Origin of the sequence: Nocardia pseudobrasiliensis NBRC 108224, assembly GCF_001613105.1 — a bacterium.
GTDB lineage: Bacteria > Actinomycetota > Actinomycetes > Mycobacteriales > Mycobacteriaceae > Nocardia > Nocardia pseudobrasiliensis.
In genome coordinates, this window is the sequence record NZ_BDBS01000002.1 from 390,216 (window position 1) to 417,201 (window position 26,986).

Annotated in this window: 35 protein-coding genes and 2 pseudogenes; 16 read left to right on the plus strand and 21 right to left on the minus strand. The window is 66.9% G+C overall.

Going from position 1 to position 26,986, the window contains the following annotated elements; translation table 11 throughout:
* Positions 1-16: 16 nt before the first annotated feature.
* Together NP4_RS03175 and NP4_RS03180 are read left to right on the plus strand one after the other, a co-directional pair.
* Positions 17-202 carry a hypothetical protein gene (locus NP4_RS03175; protein ID WP_067991429.1) on the plus strand — a complete coding sequence of 62 codons (186 nt, stop codon included), beginning with the start codon at positions 17-19 and terminating at the stop codon, positions 200-202.
* Positions 203-212: 10 nt separating this feature from the next.
* Entirely contained in the window at positions 213-1,685 is a 1,473-nt protein-coding gene (locus NP4_RS03180; protein WP_067991431.1) for an amidase, read from the plus strand.
* Positions 1,686-1,915: 230 nt separating this feature from the next.
* On the opposite strand, the gene NP4_RS03185 is transcribed toward NP4_RS03180, so the two are convergent.
* Positions 1,916-2,239 (minus strand): hypothetical protein, encoded by a 324-nt coding sequence (locus tag NP4_RS03185; RefSeq protein ID WP_147287836.1) that lies wholly within the window; start codon positions 2,237-2,239, stop codon positions 1,916-1,918.
* Positions 2,240-2,409: 170 nt separating this feature from the next.
* Between NP4_RS03185 and NP4_RS40600 the strand changes: the two genes are divergently transcribed.
* Positions 2,410-2,565, plus strand: coding sequence for a hypothetical protein (locus tag NP4_RS40600; protein ID WP_156524876.1), 156 nt, complete (start codon positions 2,410-2,412; stop codon positions 2,563-2,565).
* Positions 2,566-2,612: 47 nt separating this feature from the next.
* Here NP4_RS40600 and NP4_RS03190 read toward each other — a convergent pair whose 3' ends face one another.
* Positions 2,613-3,266: a response regulator transcription factor gene (locus NP4_RS03190; protein ID WP_067991437.1), complete on the minus strand. Its 654-nt coding sequence runs from the start codon at positions 3,264-3,266 to the stop codon at positions 2,613-2,615.
* A gap of 189 nt (positions 3,267-3,455) precedes the next feature.
* Here NP4_RS03190 and NP4_RS03195 point away from each other — a divergent pair, with 189 nt between their 5' ends.
* On the plus strand, positions 3,456-3,776 hold the full coding sequence (locus NP4_RS03195; protein WP_067991441.1) for a WXG100 family type VII secretion target: 321 nt from the start codon (positions 3,456-3,458) through the stop codon (positions 3,774-3,776).
* Positions 3,777-3,780: 4 nt separating this feature from the next.
* Complete coding sequence (locus NP4_RS03200; RefSeq protein ID WP_067991444.1) at positions 3,781-5,271, plus strand: hypothetical protein; 1,491 nt, start codon at positions 3,781-3,783, stop codon at positions 5,269-5,271.
* A gap of 12 nt (positions 5,272-5,283) precedes the next feature.
* Here NP4_RS03200 and NP4_RS03205 read toward each other — a convergent pair whose 3' ends face one another.
* From NP4_RS03205 to NP4_RS03225, 5 genes are all read right to left on the minus strand, one after another.
* Positions 5,284-5,709: a YbaB/EbfC family nucleoid-associated protein gene (locus NP4_RS03205; RefSeq protein WP_067991447.1), complete on the minus strand. Its 426-nt coding sequence runs from the start codon at positions 5,707-5,709 to the stop codon at positions 5,284-5,286.
* 45 nt (positions 5,710-5,754) lie between these two features.
* Positions 5,755-6,150, minus strand: coding sequence for a DUF5110 domain-containing protein (locus NP4_RS03210; RefSeq protein WP_067991448.1), 396 nt, complete (start codon positions 6,148-6,150; stop codon positions 5,755-5,757).
* Between the two features lie 62 nt (positions 6,151-6,212).
* Complete coding sequence (locus NP4_RS03215; protein WP_067991451.1) at positions 6,213-6,611, minus strand: VOC family protein; 399 nt, start codon at positions 6,609-6,611, stop codon at positions 6,213-6,215.
* Positions 6,612-6,621: 10 nt separating this feature from the next.
* A complete protein-coding gene (locus NP4_RS03220) occupies positions 6,622-7,161 on the minus strand; it encodes a GNAT family N-acetyltransferase (RefSeq protein ID WP_067991454.1) in 540 nt (179 codons plus the stop codon).
* Entirely contained in the window at positions 7,158-7,532 is a 375-nt protein-coding gene (locus NP4_RS03225) for a GNAT family N-acetyltransferase (protein WP_245996952.1), read from the minus strand. The genes NP4_RS03220 and NP4_RS03225 overlap by 4 nt, the downstream gene beginning before the upstream one ends.
* 385 nt (positions 7,533-7,917) lie before the next feature.
* Between NP4_RS03225 and ligA the strand changes: the two genes are divergently transcribed.
* Positions 7,918-9,909 carry an NAD-dependent DNA ligase LigA gene (gene ligA, locus NP4_RS03230; protein WP_067991462.1) on the plus strand — a complete coding sequence of 664 codons (1,992 nt, stop codon included), beginning with the start codon at positions 7,918-7,920 and terminating at the stop codon, positions 9,907-9,909.
* A gap of 15 nt (positions 9,910-9,924) precedes the next feature.
* Here ligA and NP4_RS03235 read toward each other — a convergent pair whose 3' ends face one another.
* Positions 9,925-10,131, minus strand: coding sequence for a hypothetical protein (locus NP4_RS03235; RefSeq protein WP_067991466.1), 207 nt, complete (start codon positions 10,129-10,131; stop codon positions 9,925-9,927).
* A 141-nt stretch (positions 10,132-10,272) separates the two neighbouring features.
* Here NP4_RS03235 and NP4_RS03240 point away from each other — a divergent pair, with 141 nt between their 5' ends.
* Complete coding sequence (locus NP4_RS03240; protein ID WP_067991468.1) at positions 10,273-10,716, plus strand: hypothetical protein; 444 nt, start codon at positions 10,273-10,275, stop codon at positions 10,714-10,716.
* Positions 10,717-10,719: 3 nt separating this feature from the next.
* Here the strand turns inward: NP4_RS03240 and infA are convergent, their stop codons facing one another.
* Both infA and NP4_RS03250 read right to left on the minus strand, forming a co-directional pair.
* Positions 10,720-10,953 (minus strand): translation initiation factor IF-1, encoded by a 234-nt coding sequence (infA, locus tag NP4_RS03245; protein ID WP_067991471.1) that lies wholly within the window; start codon positions 10,951-10,953, stop codon positions 10,720-10,722.
* Entirely contained in the window at positions 10,950-11,711 is a 762-nt protein-coding gene (locus tag NP4_RS03250; protein WP_067991474.1) for a GNAT family N-acetyltransferase, read from the minus strand. Before NP4_RS03250 ends, infA begins: the two co-directional genes overlap by 4 nt.
* A gap of 159 nt (positions 11,712-11,870) precedes the next feature.
* Between NP4_RS03250 and NP4_RS03255 the strand changes: the two genes are divergently transcribed.
* Positions 11,871-12,881, plus strand: a complete 1,011-nt coding sequence (locus NP4_RS03255) for a BUD32 family EKC/KEOPS complex subunit (protein ID WP_067991476.1) — start codon at positions 11,871-11,873, stop codon at positions 12,879-12,881.
* A 16-nt stretch (positions 12,882-12,897) separates the two neighbouring features.
* Here NP4_RS03255 and NP4_RS03260 read toward each other — a convergent pair whose 3' ends face one another.
* Positions 12,898-13,101, minus strand: a complete 204-nt coding sequence (locus NP4_RS03260; RefSeq protein ID WP_067991478.1) for a hypothetical protein — start codon at positions 13,099-13,101, stop codon at positions 12,898-12,900.
* Positions 13,102-13,151: 50 nt separating this feature from the next.
* On the opposite strand from NP4_RS03260, the gene NP4_RS03265 reads away from it, so the two are divergent.
* Entirely contained in the window at positions 13,152-13,997 is an 846-nt protein-coding gene (locus tag NP4_RS03265) for an NAD-dependent epimerase/dehydratase family protein (RefSeq protein ID WP_067991481.1), read from the plus strand.
* Positions 13,998-14,000: 3 nt separating this feature from the next.
* Here NP4_RS03265 and NP4_RS03270 read toward each other — a convergent pair whose 3' ends face one another.
* Positions 14,001-14,423: a VOC family protein gene (locus NP4_RS03270; protein WP_067991484.1), complete on the minus strand. Its 423-nt coding sequence runs from the start codon at positions 14,421-14,423 to the stop codon at positions 14,001-14,003.
* 96 nt (positions 14,424-14,519) lie between these two features.
* Here NP4_RS03270 and NP4_RS03275 point away from each other — a divergent pair, with 96 nt between their 5' ends.
* Positions 14,520-15,476 carry a helix-turn-helix transcriptional regulator gene (locus NP4_RS03275; RefSeq protein ID WP_174556087.1) on the plus strand — a complete coding sequence of 319 codons (957 nt, stop codon included), beginning with the start codon at positions 14,520-14,522 and terminating at the stop codon, positions 15,474-15,476.
* On the opposite strand, the gene NP4_RS03280 is transcribed toward NP4_RS03275, so the two are convergent.
* From NP4_RS03280 to NP4_RS39575, 5 genes and pseudogenes are all read right to left on the minus strand, one after another.
* Positions 15,434-16,633: an FAD-dependent monooxygenase gene (locus tag NP4_RS03280; protein ID WP_067991489.1), complete on the minus strand. Its 1,200-nt coding sequence runs from the start codon at positions 16,631-16,633 to the stop codon at positions 15,434-15,436. The genes NP4_RS03275 and NP4_RS03280 overlap by 43 nt on opposite strands.
* Before the next feature lie 177 nt (positions 16,634-16,810).
* Positions 16,811-17,503 (minus strand): MIP/aquaporin family protein, encoded by a 693-nt coding sequence (locus NP4_RS03285; RefSeq protein WP_082875472.1) that lies wholly within the window; start codon positions 17,501-17,503, stop codon positions 16,811-16,813.
* Between the two features lie 20 nt (positions 17,504-17,523).
* Positions 17,524-17,775, minus strand: a complete 252-nt coding sequence (locus NP4_RS03290) for a hypothetical protein (protein ID WP_067991491.1) — start codon at positions 17,773-17,775, stop codon at positions 17,524-17,526.
* Between the two features lie 129 nt (positions 17,776-17,904).
* Positions 17,905-18,498 carry a DinB family protein gene (locus NP4_RS03295; RefSeq protein ID WP_067991494.1) on the minus strand — a complete coding sequence of 198 codons (594 nt, stop codon included), beginning with the start codon at positions 18,496-18,498 and terminating at the stop codon, positions 17,905-17,907.
* Positions 18,495-18,821: pseudogene (locus NP4_RS39575) on the minus strand (S-adenosylmethionine:tRNA ribosyltransferase-isomerase); the annotation flags it as partial. The pseudogene NP4_RS39575 and the gene NP4_RS03295, both read right to left, overlap by 4 nt.
* Positions 18,822-18,940: 119 nt before the next feature.
* On the opposite strand from NP4_RS39575, the gene NP4_RS03300 reads away from it, so the two are divergent.
* The 4 genes and pseudogenes from NP4_RS03300 to NP4_RS43260 form a co-directional block, all read left to right on the plus strand.
* Positions 18,941-19,339 carry a PPOX class F420-dependent oxidoreductase gene (locus tag NP4_RS03300; protein ID WP_067991496.1) on the plus strand — a complete coding sequence of 133 codons (399 nt, stop codon included), beginning with the start codon at positions 18,941-18,943 and terminating at the stop codon, positions 19,337-19,339.
* Between the two features lie 374 nt (positions 19,340-19,713).
* Positions 19,714-20,172, plus strand: a complete 459-nt coding sequence (locus NP4_RS03310) for a GNAT family N-acetyltransferase (RefSeq protein ID WP_067991502.1) — start codon at positions 19,714-19,716, stop codon at positions 20,170-20,172.
* 149 nt (positions 20,173-20,321) lie between these two features.
* Positions 20,322-21,026, plus strand: a complete 705-nt coding sequence (locus NP4_RS03315) for a hypothetical protein (RefSeq protein ID WP_067991503.1) — start codon at positions 20,322-20,324, stop codon at positions 21,024-21,026.
* 478 nt (positions 21,027-21,504) lie between these two features.
* Positions 21,505-21,903: pseudogene (locus tag NP4_RS43260) on the plus strand (AfsR/SARP family transcriptional regulator); the annotation flags it as partial.
* Positions 21,904-22,008: 105 nt separating this feature from the next.
* Here the strand turns inward: NP4_RS43260 and NP4_RS03320 are convergent.
* A complete protein-coding gene (locus tag NP4_RS03320; RefSeq protein WP_169813645.1) occupies positions 22,009-22,680 on the minus strand; it encodes a PAS and ANTAR domain-containing protein in 672 nt (223 codons plus the stop codon).
* Between the two features lie 246 nt (positions 22,681-22,926).
* On the opposite strand from NP4_RS03320, the gene NP4_RS43265 reads away from it, so the two are divergent.
* Entirely contained in the window at positions 22,927-23,205 is a 279-nt protein-coding gene (locus NP4_RS43265; RefSeq protein ID WP_373863806.1) for an FGGY-family carbohydrate kinase, read from the plus strand.
* Positions 23,206-23,427: 222 nt separating this feature from the next.
* Here NP4_RS43265 and NP4_RS03325 read toward each other — a convergent pair whose 3' ends face one another.
* On the minus strand, positions 23,428-24,303 hold the full coding sequence (locus NP4_RS03325) for an NAD(P)-dependent oxidoreductase (RefSeq protein ID WP_067991506.1): 876 nt from the start codon (positions 24,301-24,303) through the stop codon (positions 23,428-23,430).
* Positions 24,304-24,335: 32 nt separating this feature from the next.
* On the minus strand, positions 24,336-24,905 hold the full coding sequence (locus NP4_RS03330) for an NADPH-dependent FMN reductase (protein ID WP_067991510.1): 570 nt from the start codon (positions 24,903-24,905) through the stop codon (positions 24,336-24,338).
* Between the two features lie 151 nt (positions 24,906-25,056).
* Here NP4_RS03330 and NP4_RS03335 point away from each other — a divergent pair, with 151 nt between their 5' ends.
* Positions 25,057-25,509, plus strand: coding sequence for a MarR family winged helix-turn-helix transcriptional regulator (locus NP4_RS03335; RefSeq protein WP_067991513.1), 453 nt, complete (start codon positions 25,057-25,059; stop codon positions 25,507-25,509).
* Positions 25,510-25,621: 112 nt separating this feature from the next.
* Here the strand turns inward: NP4_RS03335 and NP4_RS03340 are convergent, their stop codons facing one another.
* Entirely contained in the window at positions 25,622-26,890 is a 1,269-nt protein-coding gene (locus tag NP4_RS03340; protein WP_218023974.1) for a hypothetical protein, read from the minus strand.
* Between the last annotated feature and the right edge of the window lie 96 nt (positions 26,891-26,986).

A 26,986-nucleotide genomic window follows, 5' to 3' on the forward strand; every position in this document is an offset into this window, starting at 1 on the left:
AGCCGATGGGAGAGCGATGCCCGACACCGAACTCACCGCATCCGACGCCGCCCGCTGGGCCGCGCGCACGGGACTGCGACTGCCCGCCGACCGTCAGGCCGCAATCGCGGCCACCGCCAACCACATTCATTCGGTCGTCGAGGTCCTGCGCGAACTCGACTTCGCGGACATCGCACCCCCCTCCGCCTACCGCGCCGACTAGGAGAACCGTGATGCAGCCCTACGAACTGTCGCTCAGCGCGGCCGCCGAGGCGATCCGGGCTCGGCGGCTGTCGCCGGTCGAGTTGGTGGACTCCGTGCTGAACCGCATCGAACAGGTGCAGCCCGATCTGAACGCCTACGTCACCGTGACCGCCGAGCATGCGCGCCGAGCGGCGCGGGCGGCCGAGAACGATATCGCCTCCGGTCGCTATCGCGGTGCGCTGCACGGTATTCCGATGGGCCTCAAGGATCTGATCGATGTCGCCGATATGCCCACCTCCGCGAGCTCGCGGGTCCGAGCCGACCATCGCGCGCGGGCCGACAGCGCTGTCGCCCAGCGCCTTTCGACGGCCGGAGCCGTCTTGGCCGGCAAGACCCACACCCACGAGTTCGCCTACGGACTGACCACACCGCAGACTCGCAATGCCCGGCATCCGGGCCGGATCGCGGGCGGTTCCAGCGGTGGCTCCGCCGTCGCCGTGGCGGCGGGCGCCGCCACATTCGCCCTGGGCACCGATACCGGCGGATCGATCCGGGTACCCGCCGCGTTGAACGGGGTCGTCGGCCTGAAGCCGACCTATGGCTTGATCTCCCGGCACGGTGTCACATCGTTGTCCTGGTCGCTGGACCATATCGGGCCCATCACCCGCACGGTCGAAGATGCCGCCCTGGTCCTGTCCGCGCTGACCGGCCCCGATCCCCGCGACCCGGCCTCCCTGAGCGACCCGGCCGTGCACTACCACCTGACCGAGACCACGGATCTCGCCGGATTGCGGGTCGGCGTACCGCGCAACTACTACTTCGACCGGGTCGATCCGGAGGTCGAAGCCGCGGTGCGGCGGGCCGTCGACCAACTGCGGGCGCTCGGCGCGCGACTGATCGAGGTCGACATCCCCATGACTCGCTACATCCAGGCCACCCAGTGGGGCCTCATGGTGCCCGAGGCCACCGCTTACCACGAGAACACCTTGCGGACCGTTCCCGAGCGCTATCAGGATGACGTCCGAATCCTGCTCGAGGCGGGCGAACTGATGTCGGCCGGTGACTACCTGCGCGCCCAGCGCGCCCGCGAGCTGATGCGCCGGGAATGGGCCCGGATGCTGCGTGAGGTGGATCTGATTGCGGCGCCGACGGTTCCGGCGACGGCGGTCGAGACGTATCGGGAAACCATCACCTGGGGCGACGGCACGACCGAAGCCGTCGCCGACGCCTATGTGCGACTGTCGGCTCCCGCCAACATCACCGGTGTGCCGTCGCTGTCCGTCCCGGTCGGTCACGACGCGGCGGGTCTGCCGATCGGTATGCAGCTACTGGGTAGACCTCGGGCCGAGGATGTCCTTCTGCGAGTCGGTCACGCCTACGAGCAGACCCGTCGCTCGAGCGTCGAGGCCCCGCGCGGAGCGCCGAGCAGGAGGGCGGACAGTGCGGTGCGGGTATCCGGGCAGCCGAGCCGGGCGGTGAAATCCGGGGTTTCGCCGGAGTAGATGCGGGCGGCGAGGCCCTGGGCCGCGGCGGCCAGGCTGGCGCGCTGGAGGGCGATGCCCGCGTCGGCCTGCAGAATTCGATACCATCGCGCCCCGAGGCAGCGCGGGCTCGCCGGGCGCTGTCATGGTCGCCGCGTGCAGGGCCGCCGATGCCGGAAGCCGGTCGGAAACGACCGGCGCGCAGTCGGATTCGCGCGCACACGGCACGCCGATCAACTCCGGAGTCCAGATCAGCCGGGTGACACCGCACAGTTCGAACAGCAGATCGCCCACCGGGCAGGGGAGAGGGTATGGGGCAGATCGGCGCGTGCGTCGGTCACGAATCCGTGCTCGTGCAGCAGCGTCACCATATCCTCGACGGTGGATCGCTGGGCGGCAGGCAGGGCGGCCGTCAGCTCGTGCAGGCTCAGTTCGCCGGTCAGATACGGTTCGAGGCGGCTGAGCCACTCGTAGGCGCGCGCTCCCCGCATGGTTCGGGCGCCGCGATCACCGTGGAGGTAGACCCCCTCCGGACACGGGACATAACGCACGGCCGGATCTATTCGCGGACGCATGCCGGTCTCCTTTCGCCTGTAGAGCACGATCACATGCGGACCGGGTGCGCGACCAGGGAGCGAAACCGGGAATTGTTCCCGAGTGATCCGGGAGTCGATGCCCTGCCGGAAAGGTGTGCGCGGCAGACATATTCGAGGTGTTTGTCATATTCATTCGAAAGGATCGAGTCATGCCTGTCACCTCGGCGAATCTCGCCGCCGAATTGCTGGATCTGGAACCGCAGCAGCTGGACATGGAGGACCGTTCGACGCCGTCGGGTTACCTGCCTCCGTGCAACTGTGAGGCCTGCTGCACGTGCGGAAACTGCGTCTGTAACCCGCGCTGATCGAATCCGGTGGATCCCCCCGGCCGAGTGCGGTCGGGGGGATCCACTCAGCCCGGATCGACCCCGAGTCCCGCCTCGCGGGCCCGCACGATCGCGGTGGCCCGATCGCAGACGCCGAGTTTGGCGAAGATATTGGAGATGTGGTTGCTCACCGTCTTGGGGGCCAGATGCAGACGCCGCGCGACGACCGAATTCCGCAGTCCCGCGGCGACCAGATCGAGCACCTCGAATTCGCGCGTGGTCAGCTCGGGAAACGGCCGGCTGTCGGCGCTTTCGCCGGTGAGCGCCGACAGCGCGGCCCGGCTGAATATCACCCATCCGGCCGCGACGACCGACACCGCGCGGGCGATATCGTCGGCGGAGGCGGGCAGATATCCGTGTACCCCGGCCCGCAGCGCGCGGCGCACCGTCTGCGTGTCTTCGGTCGCGTTCACCAGCAGAATCGCGATGCCGGGCGTCACCTGGGATACATCGCGCAGGGTATCGGGTGAGACCGTGCCCAGCACGAGCACATCGGGCCGATGGCGCAGCACCTCGCGTAGCAGGTCCGGTCCGGTGGCCGCCTCCGCGAGGACGGTGATTCCCGCGTCGGTGAGTACCGCGCGCAGACCTGTGCGCACCAGTGCATTGTCGTCCGCCAATATCGCGGTGGTGCGGACCTCCGAGAGGTGCGTGACATCCGCACAGAGGCCGTAATTCATATCGGCATCGTGTGACCGCGGCCTTTCACCGAGGTCTCATACACATCTCAGCGTCCTGCCGTGAAAGACGTTCCGGGGCAACAACTTCATGTCAAGCCCGCCGAAATCGGGGCTGGGGATTCCGTGCGGAAACGGATTGAATCCTGGACCATTAACCGAAGAGGGGTTTTCCGGGGCCGAGGGGGCGAATTGTCCGAAAAAGATGCGGGATTCGAGGTCGATCCCGATGATCTGCGACTGCTGGCGGGGCGATTCGTCGATGCGGCGGGTAATGCGTCGGATGCATTCGATCGCCATCACGCCGAAGTGGCCGACCATTCCAGCACACTGTTCGGCGCCACTCGGGCGGCCCTGAACGGCAAGGTCGACACCTGGCGCGATACCGCGGCCACGCTCACCGGCACCGTGCACGGCCACGGCCGGGAATTACATTCGGGCGCGGTCGCCTACCGCGAGGTCGACCACGGCAACGGCGGCGATATCGCCGACGCGGGGAATACGAGGGCCTGACGCCATGGTGACCTTCGGCGAAGTGCTGCAATTCGATCCGGAGCAGTTGGACAAGATCTTCCGTATCTGTACCTCCGCCCACGGGACGTGCACGGATCTGACCGAGCCGCTGCGGAATCTGGATTCGCTGCACACCTGGCAGGGGCCCGGTTCGGAGGCCGCGCGCGGCGCGGCCGGTAAGGCCCGGGTCGATATCGACACCCACGGCCAGGAAGTCGCCCAGGTGGCCGCGGCCGCACGGGATTGCTACGGAGAGGGCGTGACACTCAAGAGCAATGCCCTGGCGGTTCAGCAGGAGGCGGACAGGGCGAAGCTGCGCATCGATCCGGCCACCGGCCGGGTATCGGATCCGAATCCGCCGCTCATGCTGCTTCTGCTCACCGCGGCCCAGCGCTATCCGACCAAGGAGTTCTACGATTACGCCGCCCGGATCGCCGCACTGCAGCAGCGGGTGAACGACGTGATCAGCGCCGCCGGTCGATTCGACGAGGATCTCGCGGCATTGATCAACGGCGCCGACGGGACATTGCCGCTGACGCCGCCGAACTCCACCGCCGACGATAATGAAATCGACCGTCGCGCCAATCAAATCGCGGCATTCCGGGCGGTCTACCATCGGGATCCGGTATCGGAGAACGACTGGCGCATGGCCGAGGCCCTGGATCCGCATACCTACGACCCCAAATATCGGGGTATGAAGGCCAATATCGTGATGGCGACCTTCGATCCGGTCAAGGGCTTGGGACTGTTCCGGCAGAACATGTACATCCCGGCGGCGACGGTCGACAATCTCGATCTCGATCCGCTGGAATGGTTCGACCGCGGGCTGTTTCCCTCGATGATCGGCGATAATCGTGGTCCGTCCGCGAATGCCGCCGCCGAGGCGTCGCGCGTATCGCTCTACGCCGATATGGACAACGGCGTCGTGATCGCCCGGCAGAACCCCACCATGTCCGTCGACGGCAAGGACGCCGGGGCCGGGCGCCCCTCTCTGAGTGTGGTTCAGGGGTCCGATGGTTCGCTGCGGGTGAACTATCACGCCGTCGATCCGTTCGAACCGGCGATCGCCAAACCCGTCGTCGGCGTCAGCGGCGAAATGACCGTCGGTCGCAACGGCAATGACGTCGTCGCGGGCGGGCACATCACGCAATATCCCAGCACGGAGGCCTATCAGTACAAGCCCGACGGCGAGACGCGGGAATTGATCGACTACCGCGCGTCGACCTCGCCCTCGGCCCCGGCGTCCGATCTGTTGAAACCGCAGACGCAGGTCGGCACCTCGGTCCGGACGCCGATGGACACCTATCCGTCGCAGCCGACCGACGGCAGTCCGCTGCATCCGCCGTACTACTACTCCACCGACGCCGGTGATGTCGGCCATCCGCCGAAAGCCCCTGTCGTCGAGCCCTATTCGCCGCCACCGCCGTCGCGGCCCACGACGACGACCATGCCGCCACCGGCTCCGGCGCCCACCCCGCCGCCCGCGCCGCGCTGAGCCGAGGCGGACTCACCAGCCGGATTCGCTGACCGGACTGTAGGTTTCGCCGCCCTGGGGCCAGGGCGGCGGTGTCGGAGTCGGTAGCGGGGGCGCGGAATTCATCGGGACGGACGGCCATTCCGCCGCCGTCACCCGCTGCGCGACCGCGGCGATATTCGGATCCGCGCACAATTCCCGGTGAACATCCGCGGCGAGAGATCGGGCCTGCGCGCGGGCTTTTCGATGCGCGTCGGCCACCGCGGTGGCGACATCCTGCAAATGCAGGGCATGTAATTCCGAGGACAGCGTCAGTTCCACGATATCGCCCTCGGCGTCGACTTCCACCCGCACCTGTCCGTCGAGGGATTCCCCGCAGCCGCGAATTCGGACAAGTCGGGCCCGCAATCGGGCGGCCTGTTCTATCAATTGGTCCAGCGCGGTACCGGGATCGGTCACGGTGTTTCCCGAATCGACGAGTGGCGAATGGTTGTGCGGACTTTATCAGTGCGGACGCCGTTCGGTAACGACACCAAAAATGCGGTCGGCGCGCTGGCGATAGCCGATCGAGGTGGCGGCGGCGACGGATCGGACGTCGGTGGTCACGGTCAGGGCGCGCGCGGCCGGATCGTAGGACCAGCGGGCCTCGGAGCCGTTGACGGTCGCGCGCTCGGGTCGCGTCGGTACGTCGTGGAAGACCACGGAACAGGCCCGGTCGGTGACCGCGCCGGGGTAGGCGCCGTGGACCGGGTCGATCGTCAACGTATGGATGGGATCGGCGTAACCGATTGCGGTGCTTGCGGATTCGCCGTCGCGGTAGCCGATGCCCTGTCCGGCGTCCTCGTACAGGGTGAAGGAGCCGTCGCCGCCGGTGGCCACGTCGACGGTGACCAGGTTCATCGGGCTCTGATTCGCGCGATCGACATAGTCGGTGCGGGTTCGATATTCGTTCCACCCGGCAGCTACGGATTGCCCGGCGCGCCCACCGCCTCGACGCGCCGCCGCAGCAGACAGAATTCGTTCCCCTCCGGGTCGGCCAGGACATGCCACGATTCGGCGCCGGTCTGGCCGACATCGGCCGGGCGCGCACCCGCGGCGAGCAGACGCGCCAGCTCCGAATCCTGATCGCGATCGGTCGGATTCACATCCAGATGCAGCGGTAGCTTCCCGCGCTTGGGCTCGTCGCCGGGACTGAACACCAATGTGGGCTGCGGCCCGCCGAATCCGACTCCGGGTGGCCCGATCTCCAGAGCGCCGTCCTCCCAACCGAGTTCGACATAGCCGAGCACCTCGCACCAGAAGTCCCCCAGCCGTTGCGGATCGGCGCAGTCGATGACGAGTTCGGTGATCCTGCAAGCCATGTCGGCGACCCTACGCGAGGGGTGGCGTGAGTTCGATCCGATAACACCGTGTGAGACCGCGTCCGGTCTGTCGAATACCTTCGAGAACCCCGCCGCTGCGCTCGATGGTTTTCGCCGACGCGACATTGTCCGCCGCGCAGACGACCGACACGTGGCCCATCCCCAGCTCTCGCGCGTCCACGAGTATCCGTCCCAGCGCCCAGGTGGCGAGCCCGCGCCGACGAGCCGACGGCCGAATCCCATACCCGATATGCCCTGTCACCGCGTCGGGTCCATATCGCAGCGCGATCCCGCCGACCACCGCGTCGCCCTCGAGAATCCATCGATACCGCGTACCGTCCGCGTCACCGCGCGCCGACTCGCCGACCAGTCTCGTCACCCACCGCGCGAACCCGGCCGCGGTCCGGACCTCATCCGTCGGCAACAGCCCGAACCCGTCCTCATGTAAGCCCGGACCCCATTCGACATGCGCCTCGAGCCAGGCCGCGTGCAGATCGGTGGTCGGCGCGACGAGTTCGCGCGCCTCGTGATCTCGGGTCGTGCCGCTCACAAGCTGGCCGCGGCGATCTCGTAGACGATCTCCAGGCCGTCCTCCTCGTCCCACTGCTGGCCGACCTCGACGAAACCGTACTGCGATGTCAGCCGGTACGAGGCCAGGTTGTCGGGGCTGATACTCACCCGGACCGTGCGTACCTCGGGTTCGCGAGAAGCCCTGCGCAGCAGCGCTTCCAGCGCCGCGCGGGCGTAGCCGCGGCGTCGGTACACCGGGTCGACCGCGTAACCGATCTCCACCATTCCGGCAGCGTCGGGCAGTCCGTGAAAACCCGCCCGCCCCACGGCCGTTCGCTGTTGCTCGTCCCAGATGGCGCCGGTCACCCAGTCGGCGCTGGCCGGATTCTGTTCGGACTGTGCGCTGCGCATAAGCCACAGTCGACGCCATTCGGGGCCGGCGAAATAAGCCGTCAAAGGTACGGGGCTGGCGGCGTTCGCGGTCGTAAGGTCGCCTGCGGCAAGCGCTTCGAAGACTCGGCGATTCAAATGCACTACACGTACGGACATTCGCCCAACCTACCGATGCGCGAGGTCGTATCTCGGGCGATTTCCTGCGCACCCGCGACGGCGCGACCTACACGGTCGAGAAGATCTCCGGCGTCGACCAGCGCATCGATCCGCCCGGCGACCATCCGCCGATCGGTCGCTGCGTTCCGGGTCTGTGGCCGACCGACGGCTCCTGGCCGAGCCCTGGATGGGCCGGTGCGCGGTCCTCGCGCATACCTGTCGGTGGGTATCGGTAACGTCGTGACCTGTGGAAGCTGGGGAACGGATCCGAGAACTCGCCGACCGCGTCGTGACGCTGCGCGATGCCTACTATCAGGGCGCGCCGCTGGTCGCGGACGCGGAGTACGACGCGATCGAGGACGAACTACGCGCCCTCGTCGAGGCGCATCCCGACCTCGCACCGGATCCGAATCCGCTCGAGCAGGTCGGCGCGCCCGCGATTCTGCATGCGCCGGTTCGGCATTCGCGTCCGATGCTGTCGCTCGAGAAGGCCACCAAACCCGAGCAGGTCGCGGCGTTCTTCGATCGTTTCCCCGGTCAGTCGGTGGTGGTGATGCCGAAGCTCGACGGCCTGTCGCTGGCGGTGGTCTTCGAGGACGGTCGGCTGACGCGGGCTGTCACCCGGGGCGACGGCACCACCGGTGACGATGTGACCCCGCTGGTACGCGCACTGGTGGACGGTGTGCCCGAGCGGATCGATGTCCCCGGGCGGGTGGAGGTGCGTGGCGAGGCGGTGATGCTGCGTTCGACCTTCGCCGCCTACAACGCGGCGCATCCGGACAAGCCCCTGATCAATCCGCGCAATGCCGCGGCGGGCACATTGCGCGCGAAGGATCCGGCCACGGTCGCCGAGCGGCGGCTGCGCTTCTTCGGGTTCGACCTGGATACCGCCGACGACGCCGCCGCGGCCGATCTGGAGGAGGGCCTGCGCGCGCTGGGGATCACCGGCGCGCAGATGCGCCACTGCGCCGACGCCGACCAGGCGCAGGCGGCGATCACCGCGATCGAGAACGGCCGCAACGACCTGGATTACGACCTCGACGGCGCCGTGCTGCGCCTGGCCGACCGCGATGCCTACGCCGCCGCCGGAACGCGCTCGAATTCCCCGCGCGGCGCGCTGGCATTCAAATTCGCCGCCGAGGAGAAGACCACACTGCTGGCCGATGTGGTCTGGGACGTCGGCAAGACGGGCAAGATCGTGCCGGTCGCATGGCTGGAACCGGTATTCGTGGGCGGCACCACGGTTACGCGGGCCACGCTGGCCAATCAGGAGGTGATCCGCGCCCGCGACATCAAGGTCGGCGATACGGTGCTGGTGCGCCGCGCGGGCGATGTGATCCCGTTCGTGGCGGGCGTACTCGACGCCGCCAAGCGCACGGGCGAGGAGCGCGAGATCGTCCCGCCCACGGTCTGCCCGTCGTGCGGACAGCCGGTCACCGAACAGGGCAACAGCCGAGAACTGTTCTGCACCAATGTTTCCTGCCCCGCGCAGACGGTACGACGGCTCATCCACTGGGCCTCGCGGGCCGCCGCGGATATCGACGCCATCGGACAGGTCTGGATCGAGCGGTTGGCCGAGGCGGGCATCCTGGAAGGTCCGGCGGATTTCTACACGCTGACCAAGGAGCGCCTGCTCGAATTCGACCGCATCGGCGAGGTCTCCGCCCAGCGCATGATCGACTCGATCGACGCGAGTCGCCGGGTCGGCCTGCGTCGCGCACTGATCGGTCTGGCGATTCCGATGGCCTCCGACGGCACCGCGGCGCGATTGGCCCGGGCCGGTTTCGGTTCCCTGGAAGAGGTGGCCGACGCGGGCGAGGAACGACTCGTGGCCGTCGAGGACATCGGGCCGAAGGTCGCCGCCTCACTGGTCGCGCACCTCACCCGGCTGCGCCCGGAACTGGAACGGCTGCGCGCCGCGGGCGTCTCCTTGGATGTGCGCGAGGAGGATCTGCCCCCGGTCGTCGCGGCCGGTGCACCCCTGGAAGGTAAGACGGTCGTGATCACCGGCGCCATCAGCGATCCGCGCTCCGGCGAGAAGGTCGCCCGCCCGACGTTCCAACGCCTGTGCGAGAAGGCGGGCGCTACCGCGGCCTCCTCGGTCTCGGCGAATACCGACCTGCTCATCACCGGCGCGGGAGTCGGCGACAGCAAGCTGGCCAAGGCCGAGAAACTCGGTGTCGAGGTCGTAGACCAGGGCGAGATCTGGAATCTGCTGATCGAGGCTCGGATCGTCTAGCCCGAGGCACGGCGGTCACGGACTCGGTTGCGGCAGTTCGCAATTGCCGAGATGCGGATTCACGCCCATGTAATTGAGCGGGCCGGACACGATCGTCAGGGCGATATTGCCGAAACTGGCGCAGGTGATCGGGCCGGAGTCGAAGTAGTGACGCTGGGCCGCGGCGACGAACCCGATCACCAACCAGATGACAAGAAGTAGAGTTCCGGTCCTCGTCTTCATGGCAGTCCTCGATCCCGTTCTGCCGCGATTGTCTCATCACGTCCGCTCCGGATCGGCGTGTTCACCGGATCGTCCGGCGTGGCACGTCATACGGCGCGGCGCGGCATATGATCCGCTCGCGGATTCGACTGAGGAGTGACAATGCGCAACGAGGCAATCCAGCGGCTGGACGTCCTGACGGGCTCGTGGCGGGCGACCCTGCGCAATGCGTGGTTCCTCGACCCGGCCGATCAGGAGGTGCCCGGCTCGGCGACGGGCGAGTGGCTCTCCGACGCGTTCGTGGTCTTCCGCTGGATCATGAGCGGGGACGTCGGAAAGGCCACCAGCCAAATGGTTCTCGTGCTCGGCCGCAGCGATCCGAACGACGCCTACACCGCCCTGTACCACGACGAACGCGGCGTCTGCCGAGTCTTCGCCATGACATTCGACGGTACGGCCTGGACCCTCGAACGCCAGGATCCCGATATGTTCCAGCGGTTTGTCGCCAGCGTCGAACCGGATCGGATCGTGGCCCGCTGGGAGGCGTCGGACGATCGCGGATCGACGTGGCGTAAGGATTTCGACCTCGTCTTCGACCGGGAGTAGCCGTTATGTCCTGTAACGGAACAGGATTCGTCCCCGGGTGAGGTCGTACGGGCTCAGTTCCACGAGCACCCGATCCTGCGGCAGGATCTTGATGTAGTTCTTGCGTATCTTGCCGCTGATATGCGCGAGTACCTTGTGCCCGTTCGGCAGTTCGACGGTGAAGGTGGCATTACGCAGGCATTCGACGACGATGCCCTCGATCTCGATGCCCTTGCCGCTGTTCGTCGTATTCGTCATCGCCGCACCAATTCCAGATTGCTGCCCGCGCGACGGCCGACACCGTCGAACAGCGCCACGGCGGCGGTATCGGCCTCGTTCACATACGCCGACACCGTCTCGATCCCCGACCCGTGCAGCGCACCGAGCACGTCGGCGAGCAGCGCTCGGGCGATGCCGCGGCGTCGAACATCGGCGTGAACGGCGACGAGTTCGATACGCGCGTGTTCGCGTCGCGTCGCGACTCCGAGCAGTCCGACGTACCGGCCGGACCGGGTCGCGACGGCATATCGTGCCGGATCGATCGGGACGGTCCCGGCCGGGCAGGCGACGATATCGACTTCGGCGCGGATCGTGGTGTAGAGCTCGAGGAGCGGACCCTCCTGTGCCGCGCCGACCGGCAGTATCCGCACATCGTCGGGGATCGGTATCGAGTCGAGCCCGGTGTGCCGTGGATCGGTGGACCCGAAGTACTCCCACTCGCGGCGGCGGACGGTGAAACCGGCCCGCTCCCAAGCGGATCTCAGGTTCGCGTCGACCTCGTCGACCACGGTGTACAGGGGCGTCGACAGCTCCGGCAGCATTACGGCGGCGAGCCGGTCGAAGACCGAACCGTGCCACGAATCGATACTGAGGAATATCCGACCGTCGGGCCGCCGCGAGGCGTCGCCGCGACCGACTATTCGGCCGTCGGCCACCGCGTCCCACTGCGTCGGGCCCACCCGGGTGATCACAGCGGTGGGCTCGGCCCGACCGGAAGTGGAATTCGAAGAGTTCATTGGTTGTCGCCTTTCGGGATTGCCTTGTTGCTCAGGCGCTCCCGGCGACAACTACCTCGTTCGCCCAACCGTGACGGCGACAGGGAGCACCCGTATCGATGCAATGTTCATGGGGCTCACCTCCTCGCGTACTGTCACGGTGTCAGGGAGGCTATCAGCTTGAATATCGACCGGGCCAACTCTTTTTCGACCACAGGCGTGTATCTGGCTTCCCGCGGCGATACCGAGCTCGCCGAGCTCATCGCCGCGGGCCGGTCCGTCGGTGTGGGAGTGGGCGGGGACGCGACGGTCCTCGACGTCGACGGCGTACCGGTATTCGTCAAGCGCATCCCGCTCACCGATCGAGAGCTCGCCCACCACGGATCCACCGCGAACCTGTTCGACCTGCCGGTGTCCTGTCAGTACGGTATCGGTGGCCCGAGCTTCAACGCGTGGCGCGAGCTGGCCGCGAACATCATCGTCACCGACGGCGTACTGTCCGGCCGGACACGGTCTTTCCCGAGGCTGCATCACTGGCGGGTGCTGCCCGGTCGAGCGCCGACCGCGGCCGAACACGCCGATATCGATGCCGTGGTCGCCGCGCAGGGCGGCAGTCCCGCCGTGCGCGCGCGCCTCGAGGCGCTGGCTGTGGCGTCGGCCAGTCTCGTACTGTTCTGCGAATACATCCCGTACTCGATATCGGAGTGGTTGCGCGAGAACCCGATCGACAAGGCCGTCGCGGTCGAGCGGCAGTTCGCGGAGATGGTGACATTCCTCGTCGATCGCGAGCTGCTGCATATGGACGGTCACTTCGGCAATCTGCGCAGCGACGGGGAACGGCTCTACCTCACCGACTTCGGGCTGGCCACCTCATCGCGTTTCGAGCTGTCCACCGCCGAGCGCGAGTTCGTCGAACGCCATGCCACCCATGACGCCGACTACGCCGCCATGCGCCTGGTCAACTGGCTGGTGACCGATATCTGCGGCATACCGATGCCGGCCACCGGCGGGCCCGTCGCCCGCAACGCCTACGTAAGTCGCTGCGCCGCAGGGCATATCCCGGAGGATGTGCCGCCGGTCATGGCCGAGATCCTGGCCCGGCACGCGCCCGCCGCCGCGAAGCTGAACGCCTTCTATTGGAAACTGTTCGGCGGCGACATTCACGCGGAATATCCGTGGGGCCCATTGTGAAAGACTGAACTCGTTCTCACGCCGGATCGTTGGCCCGCCACCGCGCCACGGTATCGGGTACGCGCCCGCGCAGCTGTTCGATGATGCAGGCGATCATCGGCCGGGCGGTGCACAGCTGGGTGCCGTGGTCGTCGCGGTCGCGGGCACAGGATTCGGTCTCGGCTATCTGGGAGCCGCCGCACGCGTCGAAGTACGGGCAGGACAGGCAGTTTCGGGCCACCCGCCCGCTCGAATCATCACGGATCGATCGTTTGGGTAAAGTCGGCGTTCATGGGGCTGGGAGTAGTGTTGGTTACCGGTTCGTCCGGGGTGGTCGGGGCGGCGGTCGCGCACGAAATGCGCACGGCGGGATGGCAAGTGCGCGGCTGGGACCTTCGCCCGGGACCGTGGACAACCCACCTCGGCGACCTACGAGACACCGAACTTCGGACGCGCGCGGTCGCCGGTGCGGAGATCGTCGTGCACACCGCCGCGCTGCACGCCCCGCATGTCGGTGCGGTCGCCGATGACGAATTCCACACCGTCAATGTCGAATCCACCGCGGCGCTGCTCGACTGCGCGGCCGAATGCGATGTCCAGCGCATCGTCTACACCAGCACGACCTCGGTGTACGGCCACTCCCTGGTACCCGACGGTCGGGCGGTCTGGGTCGACGAATCACTGCGGACGCGACCACGCGATATCTACGACGAAACCAAGCTCGCCGCCGAAACTCTCGTCACGGACAGCCCATATCCGTTCACCACCATCGCGCTGCGCATCGCCCGCTGCTTTCCCGAAGCGCCCGCCGTGCGCGCGGCGCATCGGCTCCACCGTGGCGTCGACGTCCGCGACGTCGCGCACGCCCACCGGCTCGCCGCCGAACACCAGCGGGTGACCGGCATATTCAATATCGCGGGCCCGATGCTGTTCGACCCCAACGACACTCGGCATTTGTGGCTCGACGCCCCGGCGCTCCTCGCCCGGAAATCACCGGAGACCGTGGCCCTGTTCCAGCGGCAGGGCTGGTTGCTACCGGCCAGGATCGACCGGGTCTACGATTCGCGCAAGGCGGGACGTCAGCTCGGATACCGGCCCAGCCACGGGGTCGCCGCCGTCGTGGCCGAGCCGCACTGAGAACTAGCCGTCGTATCCGCTGACGACATCGAGCACCCACACCACGCCGAAGCGGTCACGCAGCATTCCGTAGGCGGGCGCCCAACCCGCCGGACCCAGCGGGACCACCACATTCGCCCCAGTGCGGAGCGTCTCCCAATATCCGGTGATCTCCTCGACGGTCGCACCGCGCACCGAGACGAAGAACGAGTTCTCGCCCCGGCCGTAACTCATGGACGAGGGCACGTCGTAGGCCATGACGTGGAAGCCGTTCCCGGCGTGGACCTGGCCCCACATCACCTGATCGGCCTCGGACTCCCGCTGGATGTTCCCGGCGTCCCGGTAGGTGACGACGGCGAGATCGCCGCCGAAGACGGATTGATAGAACGCCAGCGCCGTGCGCGCGTCGCCGCGGAAGTTCAGGTGGGTGGTGGTCGTGACGGACAAGTTCGGCTCCTCGCCTTCGGACTGATGTCTGACCCGAGCAACGGTCACAGAGGTAGCGGCCAGGATGTGTCCTCTTCTTCGGGCAGTATGAGAAATATGCCGAAAACCTCAACGCGACTGCTGGCCCTGCTGTCGCTGTTGCAGGCGCGCCGGGACTGGCCGGGGGCGCTGTTGGCGCAGCGGCTGGAGGTCAGCCCGCGCACCGTCCGCCGTGATGTCGACCGCCTGCGCGAGCTGGGCTATCCGATCGCGACCATCAAGGGTCCGGACGGGGGTTATCGGCTCGGCGCGGGGACGAATCTGCCGCCGCTGCTGTTCGACGACGAGCAGGCCGTCGCCCTCGCCGTCGCGCTCCAGACCGCGGCCGCCACGCCCGGGATGGCCGAAGCCTCGATCCGCGCGTTGAACACCATTCGACAGGTCATGCCCGCCCGATTGCGGCACCGCGTCGACGCCTTCGATATAACCGTTGCCGGGCAGGAGAATTCGCACGTCCACCCGCGGGAGCTCGCGGTGCTCGGCGCTGTCGTGCGCGCCCGCGAGGTGTTGCGCTTCGACTATCCCGGGACGCCGCCGCGGCGGGTTCAGCCGCATCATCTCGTCACCAGCCATGGACGCTGGTACCTCATCGCCTGGGACCTCGATCGCGAGGATTGGCGCACCTTCCGCGTCGACCGGATCGCCCCGCGCACCCCGACCGGGCCGCGATTCACTCCGCGCGAGGTGCCCGGCGGCGATGTGGCCGCCTTTGTGACAGCCCGATTCCGGGGCGCGAATGATTCCGGCGAGTGGCCGTGCCGCGGCGAGGTGATCCTCGGCCTGCCCGCCGCCGAGGTGTCCCCGTTCATCCGTGACGGTGTGGTCGAGGATCTCGGTCCGGATCGCTGCCGACTCACCGCGGGTTCGTGGTCGTGGCCCGGTCTGGCAGCGGCCATCGGCAGGTTCGACGCCGATATCGCGGTCGTCTCGCCACCGGAACTGAAGGACGCCTTCGCGCGACTGGCCCGCCGCTACGCCGACGCCGCGACCCCGGAGTCCGGAATCCCCTCGTAGTCGGGCAGTTCGACGCCGTTGAGCGCGCGCTCGATCAGTTCGGTGAACCACTCACCGGTGAAATCCGGACCCGGTTCGGCCTGCGCCGCGGGAGCGGTCAGGCTGTGCGCGTGCAATCGGCCGATTTCCTGATTGGCCTCGACGAACGGGCGCATCCGCCTTTCGTATTCGGCGAATCCGACCTCCGGGTCCCATCCGGCGGCGGCCAGCTCTCCGGCCAGCACATACGCGCCGACCAGGGCCAACCCGGTGCCCTGTCCGGACATCGGCGACGAGCTGAACGCCGAGTCCCCGAGCAGTCCCACCCGACCGCTCGACCAGCGGTCCATCACCACCTGGGCGACCTGGTCGAGGTAGAAGTCCGGGGTGTCGTCCAGATGCGCGAGGATGTCCGGGGTCAGCCAGCCCATGCCGCTCATCCGATCGCGCAGCAGTCGCTTCTGGGCCTCGATGTCGCGGTAGTCGACATCGAATTCGCCCGAGGCGAAGGAGAATACGGCCATCGCCCGGGTGGCGTCCCGGATGGGCCGCAGGCTGGCCGAGCGCCCGGACTCCTGGTAATCCAGTAGCCAGCGGTCCAACCCGAATTCATTGGGCACGCTGTAGAAGGCCAGTACGAGCCCGAGGTGGCGCAGGAAACGCTCGTGCGGTCCGAAGACCATCGCGCGCAGCGCCGAATGCAGCCCATCGGTCCCGATCACCAGGTCGAAGCGCCGCCGCTCGCCGCTCGCGAAGCTCACCTCGACCCCGTCCGCGTCCTGTTCGAGCTCGGTGATCCGATCGTCGAAGAGGTACTCGACCTCGTCACGGGTGTCGTCGTAGAGCACCTGGGACAGATCACCGCGCAGGATCTCGATCTCCGCGATGTATCCGTCGCCGCCGTCATCGTCGGCGCGAAAGGTCTCCAAGACCTTCCCGTCCGCATCCACGGTGTACGCACCGGCGGTCTCGGTACGCGCCGCGCGTACGGCCGCATCCAGGCCCATCCGCCGAATGACCTCCCTGGTCACCCCGCGCGCATCCACGGCCTGCCCACCCGGCCGCAACTCGCTCGCTCGCTCCACCACGGTCACCTCGGCCCCCCGCCGCCGCAGCCAATGCGCCAGCGCGGGCCCCGCGATACTCGCTCCAACCACCAACACTCGTGTGTCGCTCACTGCGTCTCCTGCTCACTCATGCCCACTGTATTCAGAGGTATCGACGACGGCTCGGCACGAAATTCATCGGCGCGACTCAGATCATGCCCCGACCGACCGCGTGATTCAGGGAACGGCGGTGAACAGCTCGTAGCCCGCGGCCGACGAAACGAGCCGGTGAGTCGATCGAAACGGCCGCTAGGGATCGTTCGGGTTGAGCAGCCGGAATGCCAAACCCGCTGCGGCAGCGCCCAATAGCTCCACGATCAGGTAGAGCAGCGTCGACGCGCCGAACAGGCCCATCGCCATGCCGCCGAACAGGACGGCCGGATTGAACACGGCGCCGGAGACGCCGCCGACCGCGATCGCTCCGGCCGCGACGGTGAATCCGATCGCCAGTCCGTAGAAGGAGTTGCGTGAATGATCGGCGCTGGTGGCGACGTTGAGCACCACATAGGCGAGGGCGAAGGTGAACAGCAGTTCGGCAATGAGCGCCTCGGCGAGGATATGACCCGAGGGATTCACGGCGTGGCCGCGCGCACCGCCGACGACCAGGTGAACGACCCCGGCCGCGATCAGACCGGCCAGGATCTGAATCGCCCAGTACCCCAGGGCCGCAAGTGGTTTGATCCGGCCGCGCAGCAGCGCCGCCAAGGTCACCGCGGGGTTGTAGTGCGCACCGGAGATGTGCCCGCCCGCGTAGACCATGACCATGAGCGTCGCGCCGATCGCCAGCGGCGCGAGTGAATTCCCGCTGTGCACCGCGGTTCCGACGGTGAAGACGAGAAAGAACGTCCCGATCCCTTCGACCGCGAGCCTGCGCGTGATATCCCGGCCGGGCGTCTCGGCGCTCCTGATCGCGGTGGTCTCATCCGTGGTTGAGCTGGACATGATTCGTTCTCCAGTTGCGACTATCGGTTGTTGACTTCGGTGATTGCCTGCTCGTAATCGACGGCGGCAGGCCGTAATTCCCGCTCGCGCCGCAGCGCGGCCGTCCGATCGTGACGACGCAGCCGAGCGTCGGGATCCAGACAGATCTCCTCGCAATACGGCGAAGCGCCCCGCGCGATGATCGGCAGGGCATGCCCACACACCCAGAAGGCCCTGCTCCCGGCGTCATAGGCAATGGGAAACCGGCAAACACCCGCGACGAATCCGGCCATATGATCATCCCCCGATCTCGACCCACTCGCTGATGAAACGTTGTGCCCGCCACAATGGTTCAGCGCCGGGCCGGGCCGATGGGGGACAGGTCTCCACGATCGGTGCAAACGTCTACTGTCGGGGAGAAGTCATGCGAGCCCGGCGGCTCGCTGCGCGGCGTTCTCGACCTCGATCCGGTAGCGCTGCCACCAGTCCGGGTCACCGGTGGGCATATTGGTGTTGTCGTCGCGCAGACCGGCCGCTCCGTCGATGAGCTCACGAACGATATCGGCATGTCCGGCATGCCGATTGGTCTCGGCGATCACATGCACCAGGATTCGGTGCAGGGTGACGGACCGGTGCTCCTCGTTCCACCACGGCACCGCCCCCGCGGCGGCGAGGTCGAGATCATCGATCGTGGCGTCGGCGTGCGTCCAGGCCCGACGGTAGAACTCGATGATCTCCGCACGCGAGAATTCAGGGCCGACCCACATATCGGCCGTGGGGTCCGCCTCGAAGTCGTGTTCGGTGAGCGGTTCGTCGTACGGCCGGGCGAAGGTATCGCCGAAGTAACCGAACTCGACGGTGCCCAGATGCCGCACCAAGCCCAGCAGATTCGTACCGGTGGGAGTCATCGGCCGCCGCACGTCGTACTCCGACAAACCATCGAGCTTCCACAGCATGGCTTCACGCGCGGAGCGTAGATAACGATGCAGATCCGCTTTCGCGTCGGAGGCAGTCATATCCGAGCACTCTGCCAGGAGCTGGGAGCGAACAGCAGCGCGGTGTCGCCGAATTCATGCCAGAGATAACCGGTTTCGAGGGCGGCCCGATAGGCGGCGCGGACCGACTCCGCACCCGCGACCGCTTCCAGCAGGTGCAGATGCGAGGCCCCCGGCTCATGCCAGCCCGTGATCAGTGCGTCGACCGTCCGGGCAGGTCGGGCGCGGTCGAGAACCAGATCGGTCCACCCGGTCCCGGGACGGACGCGACCGGATGGTTCGGCGGCCGACTCCAGGGCCCGTGTGACCGTGGTGCCGACGGCGACGACGCGGCCGCCGCGGGCGTGGGTGGGGCGGCTCGTGCGGGAGTGGTCTGGAATCTAGCGGCGCTAGACAATGTAGCTGACGAATGCTACCGTTGCTCCAGTTCCTAACAGTGCTAGATTCTGGAAAGCGGGCCGACATGACCTACACCACCAACGAACAGAAGTTCCTCGCGGAGGCCGGAATCGGACGGTTGGCCACGGTGTCGCCCGACGGGGTGGTGCAGAACAACCCGACCAACTATCGCGTGAACAGCGACGGCACGATCGATATCGGCGGTATGCGTATGCGCACCAGTCGCAAATACCGCAATGTCGAGGCGGGTAGCCGCGTGTCCTTCGTCGTCGACCAGCAGGTGTCCTTGGACCCCTACGTGATCCGCGGCATCGAGGTGCGCGGCACCGCCGCGGCTCTCGACGACGAGGAACCGCCCTTTCGAATCCAGGAGCGCGCGGTCATCCGAATTCACCCCGACCGCATCATCTCCTGGGGCATCGACGGCGACTCCTTCGACTTCACCAGTCGCGCATGCGAATGACGGTCATGCCGTTGCGTCACTCGCCCCGTGTGCGCAGCCCGACCGCGACACCCTTCCAAGCCCTGCGTACTCGATCGCCGTCGCATCGGGCGTGGCCGAAGCGACGTGCGGCGCTGCCGAGTGGCTGCCCGTCCCCTCCATATGGATCACACCGTTGTCGGCGACAGCCGCCCCCGCCGTGATCGCGACGCCCGCCGCGATCACACCTGCGAACACAGCCCCCGCGACGATTCTTCTCATGATTCCTCCTGTGAGCGAACACTTTCACATGGAACACGTTCGAGGCACTCCATGGGTTCGGCCCGCCCTGTCGCCGACCATGCGGATGTGTCGGAATTCGCTTGACGCAGAACTGTTTGCCTTGTACTCATCCCGTGGTGGAGATCAGCCTGTTGACCGAATCCGATCGTGCCGGCTGGGAAGCACTGGCCCGTGCTAAGGACGCATACTTCGAAGTCCAACGCGGTGACGACGATTACGAACGCGCTTGGCGACGTCTACTGGACGATGAGCAGGTACGCGGGGTTGCTGCCCGGTTGGACGGCCAGATGGTCGGTATCGCGCACTACGTGTTCCACGCCAGCGTCTGGTACTCCAGGAAGTGTTATCTGGCCGACCTGTTCGTCGATGCGGAGGCTCGCCGACGAGGTGTCGCGACAGCGGTGATCCAGTGGGTGGCACAGGACGCCGAGGATCACGATTTCCCGGGCCTCTACTGGAATACGCTCGAAGACGCCCCAGCTCGTGCCCTGTACGACAAGGTGGGCAAGTTTCAGGAGGGGCTCATCCACTACACCTATCGGCGCAGTGTGAACGCGCCACTGACAACTTAACCGTCCGAGGCATCCCGGTCGGTTGTGGGGGAGTGCAGGTCTTCGGACATGGGACTCGTGCGGGTTGCGCGACACGCGGTAGCGGCAGCGGTCCGGCGATAGGCTGGGGGTAGGAAATTCGATGGCCCGTCCAGGCAAGGAGGGTGGGCATGTCAACGTATCCGGACCCACGCGATCCTCGGGTGCAGGAGGATATTCAGGAAGCCGTCCAGCGAGCGCGTGATTCGGCGCTCGGTTCGTATATGTCCGAACAGGACATCGTCAATGCCGCGTCCGGATATCTCGGTGTGGAGCGGGCGAGCGCGCCCGGCATCGATATCGAGATCCAGCGGGAGGCCCGCCGCCAGTCCGGCACGGACTGGACCGTCGAGGACTGGCGGGGTTCGCATTCGAGCTCGCGCGACGTTGCGGAACCGGTTCATCCTGGCGGAACGGCGACTCCGCCCGCGGATCCCGTCTTCGCGGTGACGGTCGATCACTGGTGTACCGACGCCGAGATCGCCGCCATGCAGAACTACGCCCACTTCGACGGTGCCTTGATGCGCGACCGCTACGATCCGACCTGCCCGTCGGAGTTCTACCGCGGTTACCTGACCGCCCTGGTCGGTCTCGTGCAGTCGATCGGACCCGCCGATTCACTCGATCGGTATCAATCGGTGGTCACCCACATCGACGATGTTCTGAAATCCTGGACCGGCCAACAGGATCAACTCTCCGGCGGAGCCTTCGCCATGACCAACGCCTGGCAGTACTCCACATCCGGAGCGTCGACACCCCAGATCGTCGCCTTCCTGCGCGGTGAGATCGCCTGCCTGGCAGAGTGTTTCCGCACCGCGAGCTGGCACGGACGCTGAAACGATTCAGCGCCGCACCCGCCTGGGCAGCCGGAGCGCCTGCGGTACAGGCATTCTCACGATGACGTAATGGATGTCCGGGCGATGGCGATGGGTCCGCTCAGGAGGCCGTCGGATCGGCTGCCTTTTCTCCCGTGCTCGTCGGGCGATCATATCTGCGTCACTGCGCCCGTCCGATGTCGGGGAATGTGCGCCAATCAGCCAGTACAGCAACTACTTTCGATTCGCATTATCTCTGCCATCGAAGGCGTTCGAAGATGTGGTTCGAGGTACTGGGACCAGTCAGGGCCTGGCGGGGCGGGGTGGAGGTGGATCTGGGGTCGCCGCAGCAGCGGGCGGTGGCGGCGATGCTGCTGCTCGACGGGGGCGGCCGGTGAGTGTCGAGCGTCTGGTGGACGGGCTCTGGGGAGAGCTGCCGCCACGGCATGCGGCGCAGGTGGCGCGGACCTATGTTTCGCGGTTGCGCAAGGTCGTCAATGTGGAGGGCGCGCTGCTGTTCTCCGAGGCCAGTGGGTATGTCTGGCGTCCGGCGGCGGGCTCGTTCGATCTGCCTGTATTCGAAAACGCTTTGGCGGCAGCGGATGCGGCGAAGGCCGGCGGCGATCTCGGGCGGGCCGATCGGGTGCTCGGCGAGGCCTTGGCGCTGTGGCGCGGTGAGCCGTTGGCCGGTATCGCCGCGCCGTGGGCCGAGGCGCCGCGCACCCGCCTGGTCGAGAAGTGTCTGACGATCCGGGAGGCGCACTGTCGGTTCGGATTGGAATTGGGCCGCCACGCACAGGAAGTGGCGGAACTGATGGAGCTGTGCCGAACCCATCCCTTCCGTGAAGGGTTGCGCGAGTTGTTGATGCTGGCCTTGCATCGATGCGGGGTGATCTCGCGGGCGGCGCACGTGCTGGCGGAGCGTATGGGACCACACCTCGTCAGTCGTCCTCGATGGGAAAACTCTTGCGGTCCTGATGGACTCGTTGCCAGGTCAGGGTTGTCAGCTCGACCCCTCGGCTGGGAGGCGTTGATGGAGGGTGAGGAGCAGGTGGTCGGCGGCGGTCACGATCGTCGAAGGCAGCGGCGGTTCGTGCTGGATGTCGGTGAGCAGTTGCGCCGCGAACGCGTGTAGTGGCACGCCGGTTTCGGTGGACCGCCAGGTCAGGACTTTCCATGCTTGTTCGGCGCTGATGCGGTAGACCCGCATCAGTACGCCGGCGGCTTGGTCGATGACCGCGCGGTCGGCGACGAGTTGCGGTAGCGCGGTGTCGAGGACCTCGCGTTCGGTGTCGGCCAGCAGCCCGTCCAGGACGATGTAATAGCCCGCGGTGCCGACCGGGCGGCCGCGGTCGTCGACGATGCGGTCGGCGAGGACCATCACCGTGTGTTCGGCGCCGGTGGTGTCGATGAGTCGGTGGCGGCTGGAGAACGGTTCGCCGTGTTCGATGCAGCGGGCGATGGTGTCGCCGACGGAGTCGCGGTCGTCGGGGTGTTTGTGGGCGAGCATCAGGTCGGTGGTCGGTTCGATCTGGCGGGGCGTGTAGCCGTGGAGTCGGTAGACCTCCGCTGACCATTCCCACCGTTGGGTGGCGAACCAGAATTGGAAGCCGCCCACCGTCGGGCCGGGGGGCGCGGCGGTCACGCCGGAATCGGGGGGCGGGGGCGGGGTCACAGTAACCAGTATCGCGCTGCCGGACGCCCGCCTTCTCCGCTGCATGGTTTTTCAAGAATCTCGGGCTGTCGTGCATGGCAACCGGTGGCGCGGGTTATGTCGATGGTGTCGGGTCTCGGCCGGGTAAGCGACCGCGGCCCGGCAGGCCGGGGTGTGGTTAAGCAAGCAGCCGCACCCGGCATCCGACTCTCCTGCGAACCGGCCAGCCGCCGCGAGGACTGAATCAGCCGACTGGTGGAGTCGCACGTGCGGCCGGACGGTCGCGCAGGTGTCGGCCGACGCCGAGGCCGCACGCGACGGGTCCGGCGTCGCATTCACCCCGCACCTGTCGGGGGAACGCGCACCTTGTGGGACGCGGCCGTGCGTGGCAGCTTTCTCGGGCTCAGCGCGACAACCACACGCCGGGACATGTCCCGAGCGGTCCTCGAAGGTGTGGCCATGTCCGGTCGTCAGGTCTTGGCCGCTGTCGAACCCGCTTGCGGCGCAACGGTGAAATCGATCACGCTCTCCGGGGGCATCCTGTGATCGCAGGCGATACCGGACGTTGAGAAGCCCTGCCGGACAGTCAATTTGGTCGATTGACCAACGCCTGCCGTGAGACAGATCCGCCGAACGACTGCACGACACCGGCCCCGATACTCGCATCGCCTCGCTCAATGCTGTTGTCCGATCGCGGGATTCGGTGAGGTGATACGCGATTAGGCGAGACCCTTCCTGCGGAGCATGTCCTGGAGCTGGAACAGCCGCTTATCGACGCCGGCCGGTGGACCGTTGCCGGGTGACTTCGGCGACGCTCGCCCAGTCGAGATCCGCGCCGATCTGCTCGACCGCGGTCGCGAACACGTCGTGCAGGATCGGTCCGGTCGGTAGGTCGACGCCGAGTTCATCGGCGGCGCCCAGCGCGAGGTTCAGGTCCTTCAAGCCCAGGGCGATGGTGAATCCTGGCGGCGTGTAAGTGCCAGTCGTGATGGCGTCGCCGTAGCCGCTGTACACCGCACCCGGAAAGATCGAATCGTTGATCATCTCGACGAACCGCCCCGCGTTCAACTCGGCGTGCTGCAGCAGGGTTATCGATTCGGACAGGGCCTGCAACGCGTGCAGGATCAGGTAGTTGACCGCGATCTTCACCGTCGGTGCGGCATCCACAGCGTCACCGAAGTCCCACACCCGTCGGCCGATCGCGGCGAGCATCGGTGCCGCCGCGGCTCGGACGTCCGCGTCGCCCGAGATCAGCACGGCGAGTTTCCCGGCCACCACCGCCTCGGGTCGGCCGACTACCGGGGCGCTGAGATAACCCGCGCCGGCCGCGGCGAATTCGCGAGCCGCGGCCGGACTGATGGTCGCGTGGTTGATGTGCACGAAGCCCTCCGGCGCGGAGCGGATTCGGTCCGCGGTGAAGACCTGCCGCACCGCGTCCTCGTTGCTCAGCATCGAGAAGACCATACCGGTGGCGATCGCGTCCTCGGGCCGGTCGGCGAGCGTCGCGCCTCGCGCCAGCAGGTCGTCCGCCTTGGCGGCGGTCCGGCTCCACACGGTGACCTCGTAACCGGCATCGAGCAGTCGGCCCGCGATGGCACCGCCCATCTTCCCGAGACCGATGAAGCCCACCTGGCGAGTTGTCATGATTGTTTCTCCGTTCTCCGCAAGGACTGCGGTCATGGGTTGCTGTCGAGTGCGCGGGACATTTCCGCGCCGATCGTGCGCAGCAGTTTTCGGTTGGGGTGGAGCGTGGCGTCGAGGTCGCGTAGTTGCCGGTTTTCGTCCACGTCCCGCTCGGTGATGACCGCTTCGACGTGTGTATCGAGCAGGCGCATGTGCAGTCCGCGCAGGACGCCGATGAGCTGTTCGGCGCCCTTGCTGCCGCCGTGGGTGCCGTAGGTCAGCAGGCTCGCGGGCCGGTCGCGCCATTCCCAGTAGAGATAGTCCAGCGCGTTCTTCAGCACCCCTGGGTAGCCCCAGTTGTACTGCGGGAAGACGAAAAAGAAGCCGTGGTAGCTCTGCACGAGCCGGCTCCAAGACCGGGTGTGTTCAAGCTCGTACTGCCGCAGCGCGGCCTGACAGGGTTCATCCAGGAACGGCAACGCGACCTCGGCAAGATCGAGCAGGTCATAGTCGAGGTCGCTCTGCTCCTGCAGGGCGTCGCGTGCCCAGGCGGCTATGCCGGCGCAAATACGGGTGGGGCGGGTGCTGCCGATGAGGACGGCGACGCGTTTCTTGTCCGTCATAGGACTATCTCTTCCTCGGTCGTATCGAGCCCGGCGGCGCCGCGTGCGGCCGATCCCTGCGTACCTTCTCGAATGTTCGTTACACATACTGTTCGTGTCGCGAATCAAAATAGTTGGTATCGCGAACCGTATCAAGCTAATGTGACTGACTGTGACCACTGACGCACCCGACCCGGCGCCGGACCTGGTCGACGGACTGATCCAGCTCTCGTTCATCCTTCAGGCGGTCCTGGGCCGGCTCGCCGGCCAGCAGGGGCTATCGGTCACCCAGTTGCGAATGCTCGCAGTGCTCGACGATCGCGAGATCGGCATGCAGCAGCTGGCCGGCATCCTGGAACTGGAGAAGTCCAGCGTCACCGGCTTGGTCGATCGTGCCGAGCGGCGCGGCCTGGTGCGACGGATCGCCGTGCCCGGAAACCGGCGCGCCGTCCATGTCACCGTCACCGCCGCCGGCCGAGCCGTCGTGCATCTGGTGCGCGACGCGGTCCGAGCCGAGATCGGCGATCTGGCAAGCACTTTGAGCGAAAGGCAGCAGGGTTCCTTCCACCGATCGATCCAAACGCTGATCCTGCATTACGTCACCCAGCACGCCATTCCCGTGTGAGCGTGCTCGGCATCCGGCGGATGTTCAGCGGCGCAGTCGATCTGGCACGCAGACCAGCGGCATTACGTGATGTGTCGCCGCTGTGCAGATCGGCCAGACGAGGACGATGAGTTCAACGGTGGCGCACGAAGCGGACCTCGACATCGCCACCGTCGACGGAGCGGTTGTAGGCCAGGTCGGCGCGTCCCTGGTTGTCGATGGCCACCGACTGGAAATCGCCGAGTTCGCGGTTGCCCTGGCAGCGGGCTCCCTGGGTGCAGATCGGGCCGACCTTGACCGGTGTCGGATCAGCGGGCGTCAACGGGCTGAAAGTTGTTGCGAAGTCGGCGCTTTCGAGATAGGACTCGTACCACGCGGCATCCGCGGGGCTGGTATCGGGCGTGGCCTGGCTCGCGTTCCAGTACAGCGAGATCGCTACCTTCTCCCCTTTTGCGGCCACCCAGGGGAATACCGAAGTGCCCGAGGTGACGATCGCGTCGGTCGCAGACCAGGTGTCGCCCCAGTCGGTCGAGGTTGCCAGCATGACGGTGCTGCGGGTATCGGTCACGTTCAACCAGACCGCGACGAGGCGGCCGCCACCGGCATCGGCGATCGTGGGGAAAACGAGTGTGTCGTTCGAGATCCCGCCGGGCTGAATGGTTTTCACCGTCCAGGTCAGGCCGCTGTTGGTGGAGCGACTGAACTTGACCCCACCGTTCTGTGCGCTGAAGATGACGCCGACCCGGTCGGTCAGCGCAGTCCCACCGGCGGTCGCGATGATCCCGCCCGCCGCGCAGGTGATACATCCGTCCTGATCGAGAATCGTCGCGGCTTCGGTAGTCTGCGGATACACCAGACCGCCGCCGATCGACTTGGAGACGGCGACACCGCTCGGAAGCTGGTGATAGGCAAGGTAATCGGAGCCCCCGGCGTTGGCCAGCCAGGGTCGGTCCTGAATAGGCAGCCCGGCCGCGGGCACCGCCAGCCACCCGTCGGCTCGGTCGGCAGACTGAGCAACCGTCGAACTGCCCGCCCAGAGATCGGCGAAGGCGAGGTCGCCGTTGGGTGCGATCGCGAGTGTCGAGTCACCGCCCCCGGGGAGCAGTGCCCGCAGGCCGGGCGGAGTGGGCGCCCATGTCGCGCCGTCGTCGTTTGAGCGGAAGATCGTGCTGGCGGAGGGGATTCCGTTCAGGATGCCGGCCGGCCCTTCGATGTAGAGGGTGCCGTCCGGCGCGACGTGTATGCCGGGTTCGTCGATCTTGTTGCCGACCAAGACCGGAGCGAGGAACACACCGGCGGCGGCGACGGGTGCCTGAGCTACGAGACCGACGGCCGCGGTTGTCGTGACGAGCAGAATGGTGAGTACACCGCGCAGCGAACCGACAGCAGCCCTGCGGCGCAACGTAGAGGAGTCCATCACAGTATGGGCCTTTCCAGTACAGGCGCGACCGACGACATCCGGTCGGGCGTCCCGGCCTTGGTTCACGTGATTCGTAGA